The 19,659-nt window shown below is 64.7% G+C and carries 21 protein-coding genes; 9 read left to right on the top strand and 12 right to left on the bottom strand.

Features of this window, described 5'->3' with window-relative positions:
• Nucleotides 1-255, bottom strand: coding sequence for a glutaredoxin 3 (gene grxC, locus JEQ47_RS15835; protein WP_198877404.1), 255 nt, complete (start codon nucleotides 253-255; stop codon nucleotides 1-3).
• 36 nt (nucleotides 256-291) lie between these two features.
• Entirely contained in the window at nucleotides 292-1,089 is a 798-nt protein-coding gene (locus tag JEQ47_RS15840; protein WP_198877405.1) for a ComF family protein, read from the bottom strand.
• 45 nt (nucleotides 1,090-1,134) lie between these two features.
• Here JEQ47_RS15840 and JEQ47_RS15845 point away from each other — a divergent pair, with 45 nt between their 5' ends.
• The 5 genes from JEQ47_RS15845 to JEQ47_RS15865 all read left to right on the top strand — a co-directional run bounded on the left by JEQ47_RS15845 (nucleotide 1,135) and on the right by JEQ47_RS15865 (nucleotide 6,142).
• The gene (locus JEQ47_RS15845; protein ID WP_198877406.1) at nucleotides 1,135-1,965 is read left to right on the top strand and encodes a methyltransferase domain-containing protein; all 831 of its coding nucleotides are present in this window, start codon (nucleotides 1,135-1,137) and stop codon (nucleotides 1,963-1,965) included.
• On the top strand, nucleotides 1,962-2,510 hold the full coding sequence (locus JEQ47_RS15850; protein ID WP_198877407.1) for an AAA family ATPase: 549 nt from the start codon (nucleotides 1,962-1,964) through the stop codon (nucleotides 2,508-2,510). Before JEQ47_RS15845 ends, JEQ47_RS15850 begins: the two co-directional genes overlap by 4 nt.
• 98 nt (nucleotides 2,511-2,608) lie before the next feature.
• Nucleotides 2,609-4,621 carry a methyl-accepting chemotaxis protein gene (locus tag JEQ47_RS15855; RefSeq protein WP_236020917.1) on the top strand — a complete coding sequence of 671 codons (2,013 nt, stop codon included), beginning with the start codon at nucleotides 2,609-2,611 and terminating at the stop codon, nucleotides 4,619-4,621.
• Nucleotides 4,622-4,723: 102 nt separating this feature from the next.
• Nucleotides 4,724-5,113 carry a cupin domain-containing protein gene (locus tag JEQ47_RS15860; protein ID WP_198877408.1) on the top strand — a complete coding sequence of 130 codons (390 nt, stop codon included), beginning with the start codon at nucleotides 4,724-4,726 and terminating at the stop codon, nucleotides 5,111-5,113.
• Between the two features lie 72 nt (nucleotides 5,114-5,185).
• Entirely contained in the window at nucleotides 5,186-6,142 is a 957-nt protein-coding gene (locus tag JEQ47_RS15865; RefSeq protein WP_198877409.1) for an ABC transporter substrate-binding protein, read from the top strand.
• A 227-nt stretch (nucleotides 6,143-6,369) separates the two neighbouring features.
• On the opposite strand, the gene JEQ47_RS15870 is transcribed toward JEQ47_RS15865, so the two are convergent.
• The 5 genes from JEQ47_RS15870 to JEQ47_RS15890 all read right to left on the bottom strand — a co-directional run bounded on the left by JEQ47_RS15870 (nucleotide 6,370) and on the right by JEQ47_RS15890 (nucleotide 12,910).
• Complete coding sequence (locus JEQ47_RS15870) at nucleotides 6,370-6,939, bottom strand: CarD family transcriptional regulator (protein ID WP_198877410.1); 570 nt, start codon at nucleotides 6,937-6,939, stop codon at nucleotides 6,370-6,372.
• A 358-nt stretch (nucleotides 6,940-7,297) separates the two neighbouring features.
• Nucleotides 7,298-7,636: a ferredoxin FdxA gene (gene fdxA, locus JEQ47_RS15875; RefSeq protein ID WP_198877411.1), complete on the bottom strand. Its 339-nt coding sequence runs from the start codon at nucleotides 7,634-7,636 to the stop codon at nucleotides 7,298-7,300.
• A 153-nt stretch (nucleotides 7,637-7,789) separates the two neighbouring features.
• On the bottom strand, nucleotides 7,790-8,200 hold the full coding sequence (locus JEQ47_RS15880; protein ID WP_198877412.1) for an RNA-binding S4 domain-containing protein: 411 nt from the start codon (nucleotides 8,198-8,200) through the stop codon (nucleotides 7,790-7,792).
• A gap of 2 nt (nucleotides 8,201-8,202) precedes the next feature.
• Entirely contained in the window at nucleotides 8,203-11,187 is a 2,985-nt protein-coding gene (locus tag JEQ47_RS15885; RefSeq protein WP_198877413.1) for a helicase-related protein, read from the bottom strand.
• A 940-nt stretch (nucleotides 11,188-12,127) separates the two neighbouring features.
• Nucleotides 12,128-12,910, bottom strand: a complete 783-nt coding sequence (locus tag JEQ47_RS15890; RefSeq protein ID WP_198877414.1) for a DUF3108 domain-containing protein — start codon at nucleotides 12,908-12,910, stop codon at nucleotides 12,128-12,130.
• 240 nt (nucleotides 12,911-13,150) lie between these two features.
• Here JEQ47_RS15890 and rpmB point away from each other — a divergent pair, with 240 nt between their 5' ends.
• Nucleotides 13,151-13,435 carry a 50S ribosomal protein L28 gene (rpmB, locus tag JEQ47_RS15895; RefSeq protein ID WP_198877415.1) on the top strand — a complete coding sequence of 95 codons (285 nt, stop codon included), beginning with the start codon at nucleotides 13,151-13,153 and terminating at the stop codon, nucleotides 13,433-13,435.
• Nucleotides 13,436-13,664: 229 nt separating this feature from the next.
• Nucleotides 13,665-14,300 carry a queuosine precursor transporter gene (locus tag JEQ47_RS15900; RefSeq protein ID WP_198877416.1) on the top strand — a complete coding sequence of 212 codons (636 nt, stop codon included), beginning with the start codon at nucleotides 13,665-13,667 and terminating at the stop codon, nucleotides 14,298-14,300.
• Nucleotides 14,301-14,321: 21 nt separating this feature from the next.
• On the opposite strand, the gene JEQ47_RS15905 is transcribed toward JEQ47_RS15900, so the two are convergent.
• Together JEQ47_RS15905 and JEQ47_RS15910 are read right to left on the bottom strand one after the other, a co-directional pair.
• The gene (locus JEQ47_RS15905) at nucleotides 14,322-14,828 is read right to left on the bottom strand and encodes a disulfide bond formation protein B (protein WP_198877417.1); all 507 of its coding nucleotides are present in this window, start codon (nucleotides 14,826-14,828) and stop codon (nucleotides 14,322-14,324) included.
• Nucleotides 14,829-14,906: 78 nt separating this feature from the next.
• A complete protein-coding gene (locus tag JEQ47_RS15910; RefSeq protein ID WP_198877418.1) occupies nucleotides 14,907-15,737 on the bottom strand; it encodes a DUF72 domain-containing protein in 831 nt (276 codons plus the stop codon).
• A gap of 154 nt (nucleotides 15,738-15,891) precedes the next feature.
• On the opposite strand from JEQ47_RS15910, the gene JEQ47_RS15915 reads away from it, so the two are divergent.
• Nucleotides 15,892-16,704: a thermonuclease family protein gene (locus tag JEQ47_RS15915; RefSeq protein WP_236020919.1), complete on the top strand. Its 813-nt coding sequence runs from the start codon at nucleotides 15,892-15,894 to the stop codon at nucleotides 16,702-16,704.
• Nucleotides 16,705-16,742: 38 nt separating this feature from the next.
• Entirely contained in the window at nucleotides 16,743-18,179 is a 1,437-nt protein-coding gene (locus JEQ47_RS15920; protein WP_198877419.1) for a M48 family metalloprotease, read from the top strand.
• A 31-nt stretch (nucleotides 18,180-18,210) separates the two neighbouring features.
• On the opposite strand, the gene JEQ47_RS15925 is transcribed toward JEQ47_RS15920, so the two are convergent.
• Genes JEQ47_RS15925 through JEQ47_RS15935 form a run of 3 tightly spaced genes read right to left on the bottom strand, consistent with a single transcriptional unit; the run spans nucleotide 18,211 to nucleotide 19,603 of the window.
• Complete coding sequence (locus tag JEQ47_RS15925) at nucleotides 18,211-18,408, bottom strand: Flp family type IVb pilin (RefSeq protein ID WP_198877420.1); 198 nt, start codon at nucleotides 18,406-18,408, stop codon at nucleotides 18,211-18,213.
• A gap of 32 nt (nucleotides 18,409-18,440) precedes the next feature.
• On the bottom strand, nucleotides 18,441-18,848 hold the full coding sequence (mutT, locus tag JEQ47_RS15930) for an 8-oxo-dGTP diphosphatase MutT (protein WP_198877421.1): 408 nt from the start codon (nucleotides 18,846-18,848) through the stop codon (nucleotides 18,441-18,443).
• Nucleotides 18,845-19,603: a GNAT family N-acetyltransferase gene (locus tag JEQ47_RS15935; protein ID WP_198877422.1), complete on the bottom strand. Its 759-nt coding sequence runs from the start codon at nucleotides 19,601-19,603 to the stop codon at nucleotides 18,845-18,847. Before JEQ47_RS15935 ends, mutT begins: the two co-directional genes overlap by 4 nt.
• Nucleotides 19,604-19,659: the final 56 nt, after the last annotated feature.

Consider the following 19,659-nt stretch of genomic DNA (forward strand, 5'->3'; position numbering starts at 1 on the left):
TTACCGGGCCAGCAGGGGATCGAGGCCGCCCTGGCGATCGAGCGCGGCCATGTCGTCATAGCCGCCTACATGGGTGTCGCCGACAAAGATCTGCGGCACGGTGCGGCGGCCGTGGGCGCGCTGCGTCATCTTCTCGCGCAGATCGGGGTCGAGCACGGTGATCTCGGTATAATCGACGCCCTTGTCGCTCAGCAGCGCCTTGGCGGCGTGGCAGTAGGGGCAGGTGGGCGTCGTGTAGATTTCGACCTTGGCCATGGTGTTTTCGGCTCCGGAAATCAGGGGGTTGATCCTTTATATGGGTAGATCCTCGCCGATGACAACGCGGGCAAAGGTCAGAATGTTCACCTCGCCGACGCCGGCGCGCTTGAGCACCCGCGTCACCGCCTTGACGGTGGCGCCGGTGGTATAGACGTCGTCGACGAGGACCAGGGGCCGGCCGTGGACCCGCTCGATGAACGATGGATGAACGGCAAAGGCGCCCTGCACATTGCGCAGGCGCCCATCGCCCGAAAGTCCCACCTGCTGGCGAGTATTGCGATGGCGCCGGACAAGGTGCGGATCGACCGCGAGGCCCGTGAGGCGAGCGACTTCGCGGGCCAGCAGCATGGACTGGTTGTAGCGCCGGAAACGCAGGCGGCTGGCATGGAGCGGCACCGGCACGAGGATGGGCCGTGCATCCCAGAAATCGCGGCCTGCAGCAACCATCAGCCGGGCGCAGAAGCGCGCCAGCTCCGGGCGGTCGCCATATTTGAGACGGCTGACCAGGGTACCGGCAATGTCGCCGTAGCAGACGGCGGCCCGGGCCCGCTCGAACGGAGGCGGGTCGGCCAGCGCCTCGGCCGAGTGGGCGCCCGGCCCCATATCGGCATCGAAGGGAAGTCCCAGCACCGGGCAGAGCGGCGCGGAAATCCGCCTCAGCCCGGCAAAGCATTGGGGGCACAGACCGTCGCTGGTCGTCAACGGCGCCTGGCAGGCGATGCAGGCGGGCGGATAGAGCTGATCGAGCAGCACGCGACCGATAGCGCCGAGGCCCTGCCCCAGCCGCGCCCCCAGGCCGATCTCTTTGACTTCCCCAAGCCTGCTGTTCATAAGGGCGATATTGCCCCTGACGCGGCCTTGGCGAAAGCCCCTTCCATGACCACCCCGCCCCGCCTCTTTGATGACGCCAAGATTGTCCGCAACCTCGCCCGGCGACCGGGTGGCGACAATTTCGTGCGCGACCTCGTGCTGGAGGACCTGGCCGATCGCCTCAGCGCCTATAAGCGCGATTTCACCCACGCCGTGCTGATCGGGCCGGACGCCGCCATCCTGCCCGCGACGTTGTTCACCGCCAACGGGCCGGTTGCTGCGCAGCGGGTGGAGGCATTCTCCGGCGCCGACTTCCCCGATCTGCCCGAGGGCGAGCAGGACCTCATCGTTAGCTTGTTGCACCTGCAGGCAGTCAATGACGTGCCCGGCCACCTGGCGCGGCTGCGGCGGCTGCTCAAGCCCGATGGCCTGCTTATGGCAGCCTTTGTCGGCGGGGAAAGTCTCACGGAACTGCGCGAAGCCTTTCTCACGGCCGATCTGCAGGTTTCCGGCGGCGCCTCGGCCCGTGTGGCGCCCATGGCGCAGGTGCGCGATGCTGGCGCCCTGCTGCAGCGCGCCGGCTTTGCACTGCCGGTTGCCGATGTCGAAACCCATCGCGTGCGCTATGGGACGCCCTTTGCGCTGATGGCCGAACTCAAGGCGCTCGGCGCCAGCAATCCACTGGCCGACCGGCCCCGGCGATTTGCCACGCGGACGCTGCTCGCGGCTGCCGCCCAGGCCTATGCGGAGCGCGACAGCGACCCCGATGGAAGGGTGCGCGCGACGCTGGAAATCATCTGGATCGCCGGCTGGGTGCCGCATGAAAGCCAGCAGAAACCACTGCGGCCCGGCAGCGCCACCGTGAGCATGAAGGATATTCTGGGAGGCAAGGCATGACGGACCTCGTCGCCGGTCAAATCCTGCTGCTGTCCGGCCATCCCGGCTCGGGTAAGACCACCACCGCCGAGGCACTGGCGCACCGGCCCGGCGTGCCCAAGGTGCACCTCCACTCCGATGATTTCTGGGGCTATATCAAGACCGGCCTCATTCAGCCCTGGCTGCCGGAATCGCACCGGCAGAACCAGATGATCATGGACATTGCGGCAGGCGTCGCGGGCACCTATGCCCGTAACGGCTATGCCGTCGTGCTCGACGGGGTCATCCGGCCCTGGACGCTGCCGCATTTCGAGGCCCTCGGCCTGGCCCTGCACTATGTGGTGCTGCGCACATCCGCCAATGAGGCCGTGGCCCGCTGCGTCCGACGCGGCGGCGACAGCCTCAGTGATCCGGATGTGGTGGCGTCCCTCCACGCTGAATTTTCCGATCTGGGCGAATACGAAGGTTTCGCCCTCGACGTCGGTGGGCGCGGCCGCGACGACGCGGTCGATCGGGTGCTGGAGGCCATGGCGTCAGGCGCTCACCTGCTCACGCGGAGCGGCTAACCAAAAATTATCCATGTACCGCTAGGGCTGGAGCCGAGACCCCGAAGGGGCCACCGGAGGACCAATTCCAGACCGCAGAAGGCGGGCCCAGGGGTAATATGTCGCTCAAACATCTGCCGATCCTCCAGAAGTTCCTGCTGACGATCATGGTCATGGCGGTTGCCGCCGTGGTCCTCGGCGCCGTCAGCTGGCGCGAAATCACCAGCCTGCGCGATACCATGCTGACCGTCGGCGCCAAGGAAGAGGCCGCCCGCGAAGCCATGGACCTGCGCATGGACATCATCGCCATTTCGCGCATGACCTATCAGCTTGCGGCAGCACCCGAGCGCACCGAGGACTTCGTTGCCGAAGCTGCCCGCCGTACCGAGGAAATGCGCGCCCGCTTTCCCATCATCGAAGCGGCTGCCGATGCCGAGGAAATGCGCCTGCTTGGCGACGTAAAGCCGGTGCTGGACGCCTATTTCGGCAAGATCGACGCCATGCTGGCGACCACGCCGGCCGGCAACCCGGCCGCGATCGGCGCCGCGCTCGAAGAAGCGCTGGCGGCCCAGAAAGTGGTAACCGATACGGTCAAGCTCTATTCGACCTATTCGGGTGAACTGATGGCCGGGATGCGCGAGCGCGCCGAGGCTGGCTCCAACCTTGCCCTAATCGTCGTGGTCGCCACGGCCGGCATCGGCGTTGCGCTGGGCCTCGTGCTTTCGATCCTCATCGGCCGCCGCACCATTGTCGCGCCGGTCAAGGCGCTGACCGACAAGATGGGCCACCTGGCCGAGGGCAATCTCGACATCACCATCGAGGAAGCGACCCGTCGCGACGAAATCGGCGCCATGGGCCGGGCGGTGGAAGTGTTCCGCGAAAATGCCCGCCAGATCGCGGCGCTCAGCGCCGAGGAACAGGAGCGTGCCCGCTCGCTCGCCGACCGCGCCCAGGTCATGGACAGGCTGGCCACCGAGGTGCACACCGCAGTCGATGCGGCGGCACACGGCGATTTTTCCTGCCAGGTCTCGACCAATTTCGGCGATGACGGCTTCAACGCCATCGCCACCAGCGTCAACGGCCTCATCGAAACCGTCGATCGCGGCCTCACGGAAAGCGGCGCGGTGCTGTCGGCCCTGGCCAAGGCGGATCTCGAACCGCGCGTCGAGGGTCACTATGAAGGCGCCTTCGCCAATCTCAAGGACGACACCAATGCGGTGGCCGAGCGCCTAACCGAGATCGTGACGCGGCTGCGCGCCACCTCCCGCACCCTCAAGACCGCCACCGGTGAAATCCTCTCCGGGACGAACGACCTGGCCGAACGCACGACGCGGCAGGCGGCCACCATTGAGGAGACCTCGGCGGCCATGGAACAGCTCGCCGGCACGGTGCAGCAGAATGCCAAGCGCGCCGGCGACGCCAGCCAGGCGTCCGGCGCATTGACCCGCGAAGCCGAAGAGGGCGGGCTGGTCATGTCCGAGACCACCGCCGCCATGGAGCGCATTTCGGCTTCCTCGGCATCGATCTCCAACATTATCGGACTGATCGACGACATCGCCTTCCAGACCAACCTCCTGGCGCTCAACGCCTCGGTGGAAGCGGCGCGCGCCGGCGAGGCCGGCAAAGGCTTTGCTGTCGTCGCGGTGGAAGTGCGGCGCCTGGCCCAGAGCACGGCGGAAGCCTCGCGCGAGGTCAAGCACCTGGTCGAACAGAGCGCCGGCGAAGTGGCCAGCGGCTCGCGCCTCGTCGTCGACGCCGCCGAAAAGCTGAACCTCATGCTCGAAATGGCGCGCACCAGCCATGGGCTGATGGACGGAATTGCCCGCGACAGCCGCGAACAGGCTTCGGCCATCGACGAAGTGGCCGTGGCCGTGCGCCAGCTCGACGAAATGACCCAACACAATGCGGCGCTGGTCGAACAAACCAACGCGGCCATCGAGCAGACCGAAGGCCAGGCCAGTGAACTCGATGGCATGGTCGACATCTTCTGTCTCAAGGCCGGGGCGGCGGCACAGCCACAGGCAACAGTGCGCAACCAGCCGGTCGAACCACCGGTTGCCCGCCCCGCAGCCAGCCCCCGCTACCTGAGCCAGGGCGGCGCGGCGATTTCAGCCGATTGGGACGAGTTCTGAGGTTTTGGGGGCGGCACTTCGGTGCCGCCCCTTTTCGTTGCGCGAACCCTTCCGGCATCGACTGGCTGATCGTATCGTCGGCGGCGGACCCGGGAGGCAGGCATGAAAGAATGCAGAATCGTGCGCGGCGAGGCGTTTCGCGGCAAGCAGGGCATGGATTACTTTGCCGGCATCTCGGCCGAGAGTGCCGGCTCGGAGGGCATCTGCATGCATATGCTGGTGCTGCCGCCCGGGGGCAAAGCCAAGCCGCATTACCATGAAAGCCATGAAACGGCGATCTTCCAGCTCGAGGGCTCGACCTCGTTCTATCATGGGCCCAACCTCGAATTTCTCGATGAGGTGCGGGAGGGCGACTATGTCTATATCCCCGCCGGCGTGCCGCACCAGCCCTTCAACCCTACCGACAGGATGGCGCGCGCCCTGATTGCCCGCACCGATCCCAATGAGCAGGAAAGCGTCGTGCTGCTGCCCGAGGCGATGAGCCGGCTCTAGGGCGGCACGAAACATGATTGTTGTTCTCATATGCGCTAGGAGCCTTCGCATCCTTCATGCGGAGACTTCTCCATGCGTCGCTTCTGTCTCACTGTCGTTGCCGGAATGCTGCTGGCCAGCCCTGCCTGGGCCCAATCCTTCCCGGTCACCCTCACCCACGCCAAGGGCGAAATCACCATTGCCGCCGAGCCGCAGCGCGTCTTGTCGCTTGGCCTCAATGACCAGGACTTTCTTTATGCCCTGGGCGTGGCGCCGGTGGCTGTGCATGAATGGTGGGGCGAGCAGCCCTACGCCACCTGGCCCTGGGCCGAGGAGGCGCGGCTGGCTCTTAGCGCCGAACCCGCCGTGCTGATGGCCTATGAGGCCGACCTCGAATGGATCGCGGCGCAAAAGCCGGACCTCATCGTCGCGACCTATTACGAACTGGACGAAGCCACCTACGAGCTCCTCAGCCAGATCGCGCCCGTGGTGGCGACGCCGGAAGGCTTCAAGGACTATGGCGCGCCCTGGCAGGAACAGCTCGAGTTGATTGCCCTCGCCACATCAGGCTCGACCGAAAAGGCCGATGCGATCGCCGCCGAGCTCGATGCGCAACTGGCAGCCATCAGGCAGGACTATCCGCAATTTGCCGAGCACACCGCCTCCATGGCCGACCTGCGTGAAGGGCAGTTCACGCTCTGGGCCCGGGAGCATGCGCCGACCCGCTTCCTCGAAAGCCTCGGCTTCAGCTTCCCCGAGGCGCTCGACGCCCAGGCCGACGAGGCCGGCTGGATCTATCTCAGCGCCGAAAAGGCCGACGAACTCGACCTGCTCGATGTCGTCGTCTGGCCCAATGGCAAGAGGGAAGAAGTCGAAGCCATTTCCACCTATGCCAATACGCGGCTCTTCAAGGAAGGACGCTCGGTGTTTCCCGGCGAAGGCGAGGATGCGCTGGCCGCCGCGCTGTGGTTCTATACACCGCTTTCGATCGGCTATGCGGCCGAGCATTTCGCGCCGAAGCTGGCAGCGGCGCTCGATACGGCGGAGTGAGGTTCACCCCCACCTGGCCTCCCCCTGAAACAGGGGGAGGGACCGATCGGGCTTGCCGCGGGTTCTTGGTCGCCCACCGTGTCATTCCCGCGAAAGCGGGAATCTCCGTTGATGATCCACGGCCAAAACAGGGGTTCCCGCTTTCGCGGGAATGACTCTGTGGCTGAGACATAAAAATAGGGCCGGTGTCACCACCGGCCCTTTTTCATTCAACTCGAAATAGCTGCTTACGCGGCAGCTTCTTCGTCGCTTTCGGCTTCAGCCGCGTCGGCCTTGGTGCGCTTCGGGCTCTTGGCGAGCTGCTTTTCGATGAGCTGCACGGCTTCAGTCAGCGTCAGCTTGCGCACGGCGCCGATCTCGCGGCTCATGCGATCCATGGCTTGTTCGAACAGTTGGCGTTCCGAATAGGACTGCTCGGGCTGCTCTTCGGAGCGATAGAGATCGCGGACCACTTCGGAAATGGCGATCAGATCGCCCGAATTGATCTTGGCTTCGTATTCCTGGGCGCGGCGCGACCACATGGTGCGCTTGACGCGGGCACGGCCGGTGACGGTATCGAGGGCCTTCTTGACTTCATCTTCCTCGGCCAGCTTGCGCATGCCGACAGACTTGACCTTGGCAACAGGCACGCGAAGGGTCAGCTTGTCCTGCTCGAAGCTGATGACGAACAGCTCGAGGGTCAGGCCAGCGACTTCCTGTTCTTCAATGGCGGTGATCATACCGACGCCATGGGCGGGATACACCACGTGTTCACCCGTCTTGAACCCGAGCCGCTGCTGCTGCTTCTTGGCTACCATATCCTGGAACTCCTTGTTGACGCCCCAATCGGCAGGTTCCCTGCGGCAAGGACCTGCCTTCCTACTTGTTTGGCGCCCGACCTGGGCGCGCACGCGCAATCAAACCCACTGTCGTCCCGAATCCGCTTTTTTCGGGAACGCCACGCATCCACTTTGTCTGGTGTCAAAAAAATCGTGCCTTGCGGCACGGGCTGGGTGAAGGGCTCAACTGCATATGGTGGGACCATAGCACAATTTTTCAGCAGAATCAAAAAGAACGAATCAGCCAGTGCCAGCGGGGCCGCCGATGGGGCGACCCTATGTGACGAAAGCGCGACAAAGCCTTGCCGCGTCTGGAGATTTGCCTGATGACCCGGCCTCAGTCGCCCTCGCCCGGGGCTTCCGAGAAGTACTTGGCAAGCTTGCCGTCCTCGCCGTCACGCTCTTTTGCTTCCGGCAGGGGATCGCGGCGCTCGGTGAGATTGGGCCAGGCGGAGGCGAACTTGCGATTAAGCTCCAGCCACTCGTCGAGACCGCTTTCGGTATCGGGCTTGATCGCCTCGGCCGGGCATTCGGGTTCGCACACGCCACAATCGATGCACTCGTCCGGATGGATCACCAGCATGTTCTCGCCCTCATAAAAGCAGTCCACCGGACACACTTCCACGCAGTCGGTATATTTGCAGGCGATGCAATTGTCGGTGACGATATAGGTCATCTAGGAGGCGATCCCATGTAAATGCGGCCTGACCCCTGGGGCAGGTCAGCCCGCCTGTCTCAACGGGACCGGTGCTAAACCGTTTTCTTGGCGCCCGCAAGGCTGTCCGAGGGGACGGTTTGGCGCAGGCGCGCCCGGATGCGGAATGACTGTCTAGTCCTCGTGGTCCCCGGACAGGCGATCGGTGTCGCGGCGCTCCTTTTTGGTCGGGCGGCCGGCGCCGGGCGGGCGTTCGGCGATCGCCGCCTCATAGGGCGAACGCTCGGCCTTCGGCACGGGCGGGGGCGATATGTCCTCGTAAAGGCCCTGCGCCTCGTTGGCAGGACCGCGGCGGGTGCCGGGATCGAGAATGCGCCAGACCACGATGCGATTGTGCAGCGACATGGTCAGCACGTCGCCGGCCCCAACCTTATGATCGGTGCGTTCGGTGCGTTCGGAATTGACCCGGATGGCGCCGCTCTCGATGATCTTCTGCGCCAGGGTGCGCGACTTCACGGCGCGCGAGAAGAACAGGAACCGGTCGAGCCGCTCCTTGCGGAGCGGTGTTTCGCCCGGCCCTTCCAATCCTATTGCCCGTTGGGCGACTTGAGCGCCATCAGCTTGGCGAAGGGGCTATCCGGATCGAACGCCTTTTCCTTGCGCTCGTCGCGCGGCGGCTGGAAGCGGGCACGTTCACCCTTCTGGTCATCCGGCCGGCGATTGTCCGGCCGCCCCTTGCCCTTCTGCAGGTGCCGGGCCTTGGACAGGTCCTGCACCTCGCCCTCGGGGCGGCGCGGGCCCTTGCCCTGCCGCGGCCGGTCATGGCGCTTGCCCTGCTGGCCTTCGGCATCGCCCTCACGGCGCGGACGGCTTTCGGACTGGCGGCCACGGTGATTGTTGTCGTTGTGGCGACGGCCGGCGGGGAACCAGATCTCGTCGAATTCCGGCTCGGCGGGTGCGGCATCTGCCGGCGCCGCGTCGGGCACCGCGCCCTCGGCAACGGCCGGCACTTCGGTTTCAAGCGCGGCGGGCGCCGCTTCGTCGACCGGATCGACGCCGGCCGGCGCGGCATCGAGGCTGGCCTCGAGCGCCGGTACTTCGGCCGAGGCTTCCGCCGGAACGGCCGCGGGGGCCTTGGGCGTACGGCGGACGCGATAGCCCAGCGAGGTCAGGATCGAGGCGAAATCTTCACCCGAGCAACCGAGCAGGCTGGTCATTTCGACGGTGACGCGGAAGCCGTTGCCCTCGGCGGCGCCGGCCGGCAAGTCGCCGGCATAGGGGCGCGCGGCATCGAGCGCGATCAGCGGACGGATGATGTCGGCCAGGCGCTCGAGGATATCGACGCGGACGGCGCGGCCGCCGGCCACCTTGAAGCCGGCGATTTCATAAAGGCGGGTATCGACTTCCGGATCGACCACGAAGGAGGTGCGGCCCGAAAGCACGATATGGGGGATGTCGGTGACGCCGGGCTGGCGGATGCCGCCATGCTTCAATGCAAAGAGGATCAGCGCCAGTTCGCGCGGGGCGGGCTTGAGGCTGAGCGGCAGGTAGATGTGATAGGCACCAAACTTGATGCCGAGCTTCCTGAGCTTGCCGCGGACATCCTGATCGAGCCCCTTGACCTCGTCAGCCACGCCGGCGCGCGGCAGTAGGCCGATATGTTCGAAGAGCTGGTAGGCCAGGCCACGGGCGGTGCCATCGAGATCGGCCGGCGCTTCCAGCGCCATGACCTGTTCGAGCACGGTATTGATGTGGTGGCGCAGCCAGAGCGAGAGACGATCCTGGACCTTTTCAAGATCGGGACCGGTCAGCGTCTCGTCGGCCAGCATGATGATGCGCGGGCGATAAAGGCTGTCGCCCTCGGCCAGCTCGGCGACGATCTCGCCGCGCCAGCGCAGGCGGCCGTCGGTCGCCAACACGAATTCTTCATTTGGCGAACCGGCCAGGCGTTCGGCACGATGGCGCATCTCCGGGGCGACCACTGAGTCGGCGGCTCCACGCAGGCCTTTGGCGTCCACGTCGCCATCGTTGCGGGCCAGGGTGAAGCGGAAGCCTTCAAGCGTGCCGATGAGGTGGCCTTCCAGCCGCACTTCGCCGCGCTCGGTAATTTCGGGAGATACCATACGTTTGTCTTTCAGGTGGCGGAGCAACACGCTGGTGCGCCGGTCGACGAAGCGCTGGGTGAGTCGCTCGTGCAGAGCGTCACTCAGGCGATCCTCAATGTCTCGCGTCTTTTCGCGCCAATAGGTAGGGTCTTCAAGCCAGTTTTTACGGTTCGCGACAAAGGTCCAGGTCCGGATCTGCTTGATCCGATTGCTGAGTGTGTCAATGTCGCCCTCCGCATTGTCGCAAAACCGCACCTGCTCGGCAATCCAGTCTGCCCTGACCGATCCAATTCGTCTCAAATCCGAATAAATGCGGGTGACAATCTCGCCATGCGCGGCCGGTGATATCCCCTGATAGTCGGGAATCTGGCAGCATTCCCAGAGCAGTTTGACCGCATCATGGCCGCGCGCCAGCGCTCCGGCTTCGTTGCGCGCGACGAATTCGAGCGCATGCTGGTCCTTCGCGACCGGCACACGGGTCAATGTCCAGTCATCCGGCGCCTCCTCGAGCGAATTGCGCAGGCGCTCGATGGAGGAGAAATCGAGCTTGCTGTTGCGCCATTGCACCTGCCGGATCGGCTCGAAATCATGGGTTTCGAGCTGGACCACCAGTTCCTCGTCGAAATTCTCGGTGCCGCCGGTGACGCCAAACGTACCGTTATGCCGGTGCCGGCCGGCGCGGCCGGCAATCTGGCCGAGCTCCGCCGGGGTCAGCGGCCGGCTCTGGTGGCCGTCAAACTTGGTGTCGTCGGCAAAGGCCACGTGGTGGATGTCGAGATTGAGGCCCATGCCGATGGCATCGGTGGCGACGAGAAAATCGACATCGCCATTCTGGTAGAGTGCGACCTGGGCATTGCGGGTGCGGGGGCTGAGGGCGCCCATCACGACGGCCGCGCCGCCGCGCTCGCGCCGGATCAGCTCGGCAATGGCGTAAACCTGGCGCGCCGAAAAGGCGACGATGGCCGAGCGGGGCGGCTGCCGCGAAATCTTCTTGGAGCCGGCATAGGTAAGCTGCGAAAAGCGCGGCCGATCGATGATTTCGACATGCGGCACCAGTTTCTTGACCACATTGGCCATGGTGCCGGCGCCCAGCAGCAGCGTTTCATGAAAGCCGCGAGCCTTGAGGATGCGGTCGGTAAAGACATGGCCGCGATCGAAATCGATGGCGGTCTGGATTTCATCGATGGCGACGCAATCGACATGGATGTCCATCGGCATGGCTTCCACCGTCGCCACCCAATAGCGCGGCTTGGCCGGCACGATGCGTTCTTCGCCGGTGATCAGCGCCACGGTCTGCTCACCCACCCGCTCGACGACACGCTGATAGACCTCGCGGGCGAGCAGGCGCAGCGGCAGGCCGATCATCCCGGTGGGATGGGCCAGCATGCGCTCGATGGCGTAATAGGTCTTGCCGGTATTGGTCGGTCCGAGGATGGCCTTGACCGACTGGGAAGGAGAAAAGGTCATTGCGCTCTATGTAGGGTCTTCCGGCAAGGCTTGCGAGAGGCTTCGTCAACGCGTTCCAACACGGGACGGTTCTGACACAGATTTGTCACGAGCCTTAACGGCGGGAACGCAACTGGAACGAAACAGAACCGAATCGGCGCGACACGCCAAATCCGCATTTGTTCACGGCTAGATGTGGTGGCCGACCGACCCGATTCTCCACAAGCAGGGGTCTGCTGGGTCGCGGCATCACCGCCAACGGCCAAAACGCCTTCACACTGGTTGCCAGAGACTTAATTTCGGGCGGATTGGCTCAAATCTCAACGGAAGGTAAACGTCGTCTCCGCCAAGATTTTCTCCTTCTTCACGCCGTCACGCCGGTGTGACAGGGGGCTCTTGAGCCGGAATTACGAAAAAGCCCGTTGACGTGCCGCAATGGCACAGCGGTGACGCCGTCGCAGCCGGCTGCCCGCATGGATTCTCGACACTTGCGGAGAGCACCCTGTCCAGTTTCGACCCCAGGGCCCCGCCCGTGCCTCGCGCGGCGGATTTCAGCACCAAGGGCGAAAGCCGGGTGGCACCATCGTCCTGTTCCGGCACGATTTGGCGCCGGATTGCGATCTGGCCTTAACCTTGAGGCCAAAGCCGGAACGAACGGAGACAGAATCGGGCCGGAATCGCCAATGCGGCTTTGTTCTCCACCACATATGGCGTAGCGCGGCGACCGACCCCACTAGAGGGGACAAGTGCTTGCCGGAACAGACGAAATCCCGTTCAGACGAATGAATTTCGAGTTAATCCGGCCTGGTTTCGGTGCTTTCCTGCCATGGCGTTACCGCGCAAGACGGCTGCCAAGCGCGGGCATTAACCGATGCACCCCGGCCAGCCGGGCGCACGGACGTGTAAAATTGGCAAAAAAGCTTTTGACCGTCACAAATCGGGACAGCGGTCCTGCTGCCGATCAGCTTTCGGCGCGGGTCAGCACGATGGACAGGTCGCCCATGCTGGTGCCGATATTGACGCGATAGGGAATGAAATAACCGGTCGCCCCGAGCGGCGCATACCAGAGGATCATGCGGCTGGTCTCGGCCATATAAGTCGTCATTTCCGAGCTTTCGAAATGCCCGGAGACCGGCTGGTACTTGAGCGAGCAGGCAACCAGCGGCCCCTGATAGCCGGTGCGCGGCGAGGTGGCCTCGTCATTGTCGAGGAAGTTGAGCGCGATGTTGAAGCGCTCGACGCCGGTAAATATCTTGAGCGTACGCTCGCAGAGGCTCCTGTCGAGCCCATCGGCCTTGAGCACGAAGGCGGAGAGGAAATCGCCGACCCCGGTCAGTTGCGCGCGTTCGAGCGGCACCCGGTCATAACTATCGAGAACCGGCGGATTGACCTGGAAGGCGGTGACGTTGCGGCCCTCGTAATCGACATTGGCCGTGAAGAGTTCGCCATTGGCGCGGGTTTCGAGCGCGAAATTCTGCGACTGGAGGGTCGCGCCGGAGGAAGACCCGGTGGCCTGCGCCGTGGCGGTGCCGCTGGCGACGATGGTGCCGAGCCCCGCGACACGCGCCGACAGATCGAGCCCGTAGCGCCGGCCGTCGTCATCGAGATCGATATCGATGACCGCGACATTGATGCCGCCCACCGTGACCGCATAGCTGGCGCGGGCATCGACCTCGGCGGCCGGGACCGAATGGGCGGCAAGAGGGGCAAGCACGGAGCAAAGGACAAGGGCGGTACGGATCACGTCGGGACTTCTCGGCTGGGGCTGCCCGTGCAAGACAGAGGCCGGGCAGGTCGAATCAGTGTTTGACCCCAAAGTGCCGCTCCCTCCGGGCCGAAGCAAGGCGCTCGCGGGCCTTTGAGTCGGCCTTCGGGTTGACGCGCCGCCCACTATTCTCTAAAGACCCGCTCGATTTCATCACAATCGAGGCCCGTAGCGGTATTGCCGCCACGCAGGACCTTTACACAAACAAGGATATCACCAATGGCACGTCGCTGCGAATTGACCGGCAAGGGCGTTTTGATGGGCAACACTGTTTCGCACGCCCTCAACCGTCACCGCCGCCGCTTTCTCCCCAACCTGATCAACGTCACGCTGATCTCCGAGACGCTGGATCGTCCGGTCAAGCTGCGCGTCTCCGCTGCAGCCCTGCGCACCGTTGAGCACCGTGGCGGCCTCGATGCCTTCCTGCTCAAGCAGGACGACGCCGACCTGTCGCCGCTGGCCCTGGGCATCAAGAAGGAAATCCGCGCGGCCCAGGCCGCCTGAGCGATTTCCGCTTAAAGTTTCGACCGCGTGGTGGGCGACTGCCACGCGGTTTTGTTTTGGGCTCTCCACCTTCGTCATTGCCCGGCTTGACCGGGCAATTCAGACGATGCGACAGCGCCCCTGGACTACCCGGTCAAGCCGGGTAGTGACGACTGCGGGAAAATCCCGCTCAATGACGACATCCGCGCCGGTCTTTTGCCGGACTGCGGTAAATTGAAGGTACAGTCTGATGCTGTCTCGTTTCCTGGTGGCCGTGGCCGCCATGGTGGCCGTGGTCACCGCTTCCAATATCCTTTTGCAGTTTCCCGTCCAGGTGACACTGGGCGGCGTCAACCTGGGTGACATTCTCACCTGGGGCGCCTTCACCTACCCCATCGCCTTCCTCGTCACCGATCTCTCGAACCGGGCCTTCGGTCCCGCCGGAGCGCGCTGGGTGGTGGTCGCCGGCTTTGCGGTAGCCGTGGTGCTTTCGGTCTGGCTGGCGACGCCGCGCATTGCCATCGCCTCGGGCACGGCATTCCTCGTGGCGCAACTGCTCGACGTGTCGATCTTCCACCGGCTGCGCAACAGCGCTTGGTGGCACGCGCCGATGTTCTCCTCGCTGGTGTCCTCGGCGCTGGACACGGTGATCTTCTTTTCGCTGGCGCTGGCACCGGCGCTGGCCGGCATCGACTTCTTCTTCGGCATGGAAGACGGCTCGCTCGGCTTCCCGGCGCCGCTCTTGGGCGTCGGGCCGGAGGTCGAGCTCTGGCAGTCGCTGGCCCTGGGCGATTTTCTCGTCAAGCTGGGCATGACCGTGCTGATGCTGGCGCCCTACAAGACCGTACGCGATGTACTGCTGCGCGGCGTACCCAGCCGCGCCTGACGCCTATCGGTACCGGCGACGCTAGGCGCGGTTCCGCCGGTACTGCACCACCATGGCCCCGATCAGCAACAGCGTGACGGCGCCCGAGACCAGCGCGTTGTAGCCGGCCAGAGAGATTCCGAGGAAGCGGAACTGCACCACGTCACAGCCGATGATGGGCTGGAGATTGGTCAGCGATTCGAGCGAAATGCTACCGCCAGTGGCGGCGCCGCTGCAGGCGGTCGGGCCGGGCCAGAAACCCCATTCGACGCCGGCATGGTAGACCCCAAGATAGGTGCCCCAGGCAAAAAGCGCAGTGACGATGCCCATGCCCGCGTACCAGGCAGGCAGAGGCAGGCGGTTCCAGAATACGAGGACCAGCGCCAGGAGCGGCAGGCCCCAATAATAGGGCAGGCGCTGCTCGAGGCAGAGAGCGCAGGGCTGCAGACCGCCGAAATACTGCGAGCCGAGCGCGCCGAGAATGGTGGCGAGGCCAAGGATGAAGGCAAGACCGGTGAGGATCTTGTCGAGGGGACGGGCAGTGGTCATGTGAGACACTCGATGTGACGCTGAGCAAGGCCAATAGGCTCAGCTTGCGGCAAAATCCAGACGCAAACGCGTCCGTGATCAATCGGTCGGCAGGCTGATGCCAAGGGCCTTTCGCAGGGCCGTGGCATTGGCCGGGGCGTGCAGTTTGTCCTCGTGGACGAAATAGGCATAGACGTCGCGCCCGCCATCGCGCCAGCCGCCAATGGTCCGTGCCCAATCGGCAATGTCGGCCTCGCCGTAGCCGGCCGCATCGGGCCGGGCCGGGCCCTGGAGCCGGCAATAGGCGAAATCGGCCGTCAGCTCCCGCGCCGGATTTTCCACCGTATCGGCAATCACCCGCGCCACATTGTGCCGGGTAAGGAGCGCATTGACCTCCGCCTTGTCGAAGCTGGGATGACGCGGCTCGATGGCATGGCGAATTTTCCCGACCCCAGTGGCATCGAGATAAGGCTCCTGCTTTGCACCGTCGGCCTTGCCGGCCAGGGCCAGGTAGCTTTCGATATCCCTGGGCAGCAGTTCGAGAAAGGCCGAAAAGCTCGCCGCGTCATAGGCGAGGTTGGGCGGCAATTGCCACACGAAGGGCCCAAGCCGGTCGCCCAGCGCCAGCGGCCCCGAGGCAAAGAAATTGGTCAGCGGCTCGGCGCAGTTCTTGAGGCGCTTGATATGGGTCACCAGTTGCGGACCCTTGATCGAGAACTGGAAGCCCTCGGGGGTCTCGCCCGCCCATTTGAGAAAGCTCGCCGGCTTCTGGTTGGCGCGGAAGGTAGCGTTGATCTCGATGCCGGTGAGGTGGCTGGCCGCATAGGCCAGTTCCTTTTTCTGCACGAGACCGGCGGGAAAGAAGGTGCCGCGCCAGGGCTCGAACACCCAGCCGGCGGTGCCGGTGCGAACGGTTCCCGATGTGCTCATTTCTGTCCCTCCGATGCGCCCAGCTTGGCCGGGCCGTTGCCAATTGGCAATGGTTGGCGGGAAAGCGCGCCGGAATGACGCCGGGACGCAATCTCCCATCCTTTTTTGCCGCAATTGGGTGCATGGTGATCCGCACGTTCAAAGGGTCGTTTGCTTGCGCCGCGCTACCATCGCCACCATGACTGCCACCATGCTGATCGGGCTCGATCCGGCTGCCGCGCAGGCTTGCGAGACCTTGCGCCTGGTGCCGGGCGGCACGGTCACGCAGGTCACCGATGGCGATACGCTGGTGCTCGATTCGGGCCTCGTGGTGCGGCTGATCGGCACCCAGGCGCCCAAGCTGCCGCTGGGACGCGAAGGCTTCCCCACCTGGCCACTGGCGCCCGAAGCGCAGGCGGAGCTGACGGCCCTGGCTCTCAACCGCAGCGTGACGCTGGGCTATGGCGGCGAGGAAGTGGACCGCTATGAGCGTGCCCTGGCTCATGTTTTCGTCGAAACCGGCACCGACACGCCGGTCTGGGCGCAGCAGCACATGGTCGAAAAGGGGCTGGCGCGGGTCTACTCCTTCCCCGACAACCGGCAATGCCTTGATCAGCTCCTGGCGGCAGAAGGACGTGCGCGCGCCGAACGGCTTGGCATCTGGGCCGATCCCTATTACAGCGTGCGTGCGGCGGATCGTCCCTCCCAATTGCTGGACCTGGCAGGACATTACGAGCTGGTGGAAGGCCGGGTCTTGCTGGCCGACCAGAGCGGCTCGCGGGTCTATCTCAATTTCGGCCGGTTCTGGAAGGAAGACTTCACCGCGGTGATCGAAGCCCCTGCCCTGAAGCTCTTCAGCGGCGATGGCCGGGATCCGCTGTCGCTGGAAGGCGCGCTCGTGAGGGTGCGCGGCTGGGTGGACGTCCGGGATGGTCCACGCATCGAAATCACGCATCCCGAGCAGATCGAGGTTCTCGCGAGGCCATGACCGCGCAATTGGGTAAAAGGGTTTTGCGGACCGCAATGATGACCGTCAGCCTCGTGGCTTTGACGGCCTGTTCGTCGCTGGTCGGGTCCAATGTCAACGTGGCGCGCACCGGTGACAATCCGGCGCCCACCGTCGTGCCGCAGGGCACCGAGCCGGATGATGCCGTGCTCGGCCTGCGCGAGCATCCGCGCATCGTCGCGGCCTATGGCGGGGTCTACGAGGACCGGCAGGCCGAAATCATGGTGGCGCGCATTGTCGGACGCCTGCTGGCGGCCGCCAACCAGCCCAATGCCAAGTTCCAGGTCACCATTCTCGATACCTCGGAGGTCAATGCCTTCGCGCTGCCGGGCGGCTATATCTACGTGACGCGCGGCATCCTGGCGCTTGCTTCCGACACCAGCGAACTGGCGGCTGTGCTGGCGCACGAAATCGCCCACGTCACCCTGCGCCATGCACGGGCCCGGACCGACCGCACCAGGCAGACGCAGATCGTCGACCGCGTCATTACTGGCATTTTCGGCGGCGACACCTCGACCGACGCCACCGCCAACCGCACCCGCGAACAACTCGCCGCCTTCAGCCAGAACCAGGAACTCGATGCCGACAAGGAAGGCATCAAGTTTGCCGGTAAGGCCGGCTTCGACCCGCAGGCCGCCGCGCGCTTCCTCGGCGTCATGAGCCGCTTTGCCGCCTTCTCGGCCGGCGCGGCCAGTGGCGGGGAAGGGTTCCTGTCCTCTCACCCCTCGACGCCCTCGCGCATCGAGACGGCCCTTTCCACGGCGCGGGGCATGTTTGGCTCGGCCGAAGCCGGCGAAACCGATCGCGAAGCCTATCTCTCGGCGATTTCGGGCCTCACCTTCGGCGACAGCCCGTCTCAGGGCTCGGTGGTCGGCCAGCGCTTCATCCACCCGGCCAACAAGTTCACCTTCACCGTGCCGCAGGGCTATACGCTTCAGACCTCGCAGAGCGCGGTGGTAGGCGTTGCCGGCGATGGCGAAGCCGTGCGCTTCGACAGCGCCCAGGTGCAGGAGAACATGTCGCTCACCGACTATCTCAAGTCCGGCTGGATTGCCGGGCTCAAGGCGGAGACGGTGACGGCGCTCGAGCATAACGGGCTCGAAATGGCCTCGGGCCTGGCCCAGACCGATCAGTGGTTCTTCCGCGTGGCGGTGATGCGGCACAATGGCGACGTGTATCGCTTCATCTTCGCGGCCAAGGCCGACAGTCCGCGCTTCCAGCAGGGCGCCGATGCGACAATCCAGAGCTTCCGCCCGACCACGGCGGCGGACCTGGCGCAGATCCGCCAGTTGTCGATCCGGCTGGTGACGGCCCGGGCCGGCGACAATGCCGACCGGCTGGCCGGCCAGATGGCCGACATCGCCGGCGGGCGCGATCTCTTCTATATCCTCAACAACCTCTATCCCGGCGACCCGGTAGTACCGGGGCAGCGCTACAAGATCGTCGGGCGGCCCTGAGCTGCCTGATCAGCGACGCGACTGGAGGGCTTCAGAGGTCTTCCATCGCCTCTGAGATGACATTGGCGGCTCCGCCCGCGCCGGTGCCGAGGATATTGCCCAGGCTATTGCCGACGACGGTAAAGGTGGCGATCAGGGCCACGCCAATCAGGGTGCCGAGCAGGGCATATTCCATGGCCGTCGCGCCACTCTCGTCGGCTGCAAATCGCCTGATTGCTTGCGCCAGCATGGTCGCTCCGTGCACTTGTGGCCTTCTGGCCATCACAGAAGATCGCAGAGGGCCGCGATCAGGGGTTCGTCTGCCGGCGGCATGGGATAATCCCTCAAGGCCTGCGGGCGCACCCATTTGAGGGCAATATGCTCGCGGGCCTCGGGAGTGCCCTGCCATCTCCGGCAGACGTAAAGTGGCATCAACAGGTGAATGTTTTCGTAAGCGTGGCTGACGAAGGAAAGCGGCGCGAGGCAGGCTTCCTTGGTCTCGATGCCCAGCTCTTCATGGAGTTCGCGGATCAGCGCCGCTTCCGGCGTTTCACCCGGCTCCACCTTGCCACCGGGAAATTCCCACAGGCCGGCCATGGACTTGCCTTCCGGCCGCTGGGCAATCAGCACCCGGCGGTCGGTGTCCACGAGGGCGCAGGCGACGACCAGCAGCAGCGGTTTGGCGCTCACTTGGCTTCTCCCGGAATGCGGTATGCGTAGTCGTACTGGTGGGCATAGCCGAGGCCGGCATAGAGCGCCTTGGCGGCCGCGTTGTCCGCCTGCACATTGAGCGCTGCAAATTTCGCACCTTCTCCGCGGGCCCAATAAAGGCCCGAGCGCATCATGGCGCCGGCAAGACCCTGCCGCCGCCGGGTGGGATCGGTGACCACATTGCCGGTAATGACGATGCCGTCGGCCACCGCCATGATCGAGGAGGCAACCGCCTCGCCATCGCGCGTGAGGACGACGCCGACCGCCGGGACCTGGAACACGGCGAGGAGGTTTTTCATCGCCGTCATGGCGGCATCGTCATAGCCCTGGAGGCGCTGCGCCACGGCGAGAAATTTCGGATCGAGAACCGGCAGGTACTCGGCGCCGGAATCGGGCTCGTGCTCGCCCAGCTCCATGGCATAGAGATGGGAGGGGTCGATTTCGACCCAGCCGGCCTCCGCCAGCGTCGCATTGAGCTCGGGGCTCGACAGGGGCGTGATGCGAAAGACCGGCTTGATCTTGCGGATCACCATCCAGGTGCTTGCCGAGATCACCCTGATATCGGCGTCCTCGAAATCATCGGGATCGAAGCACTGGGTGGAATTGGCACGCTTGGTATAGCCCCCTGCGGCGCGGCGGACCCAGGAACCGTCCCATTTTTCCTCGATGCCCGGCCAGGCCTTGAGGCCGGCGCGCTCGAAGCTTTCGACTGTGGGGAGGGTGGATGATGTCATGATCTATTTCCGTATTCATCCACCGGCTGTCATCCCGGCGCAGGCCGGGATCCATC

Origin of the sequence: Devosia sediminis (assembly GCF_016411825.1) — a bacterium.
GTDB lineage: Bacteria > Pseudomonadota > Alphaproteobacteria > Rhizobiales > Devosiaceae > Devosia > Devosia sediminis.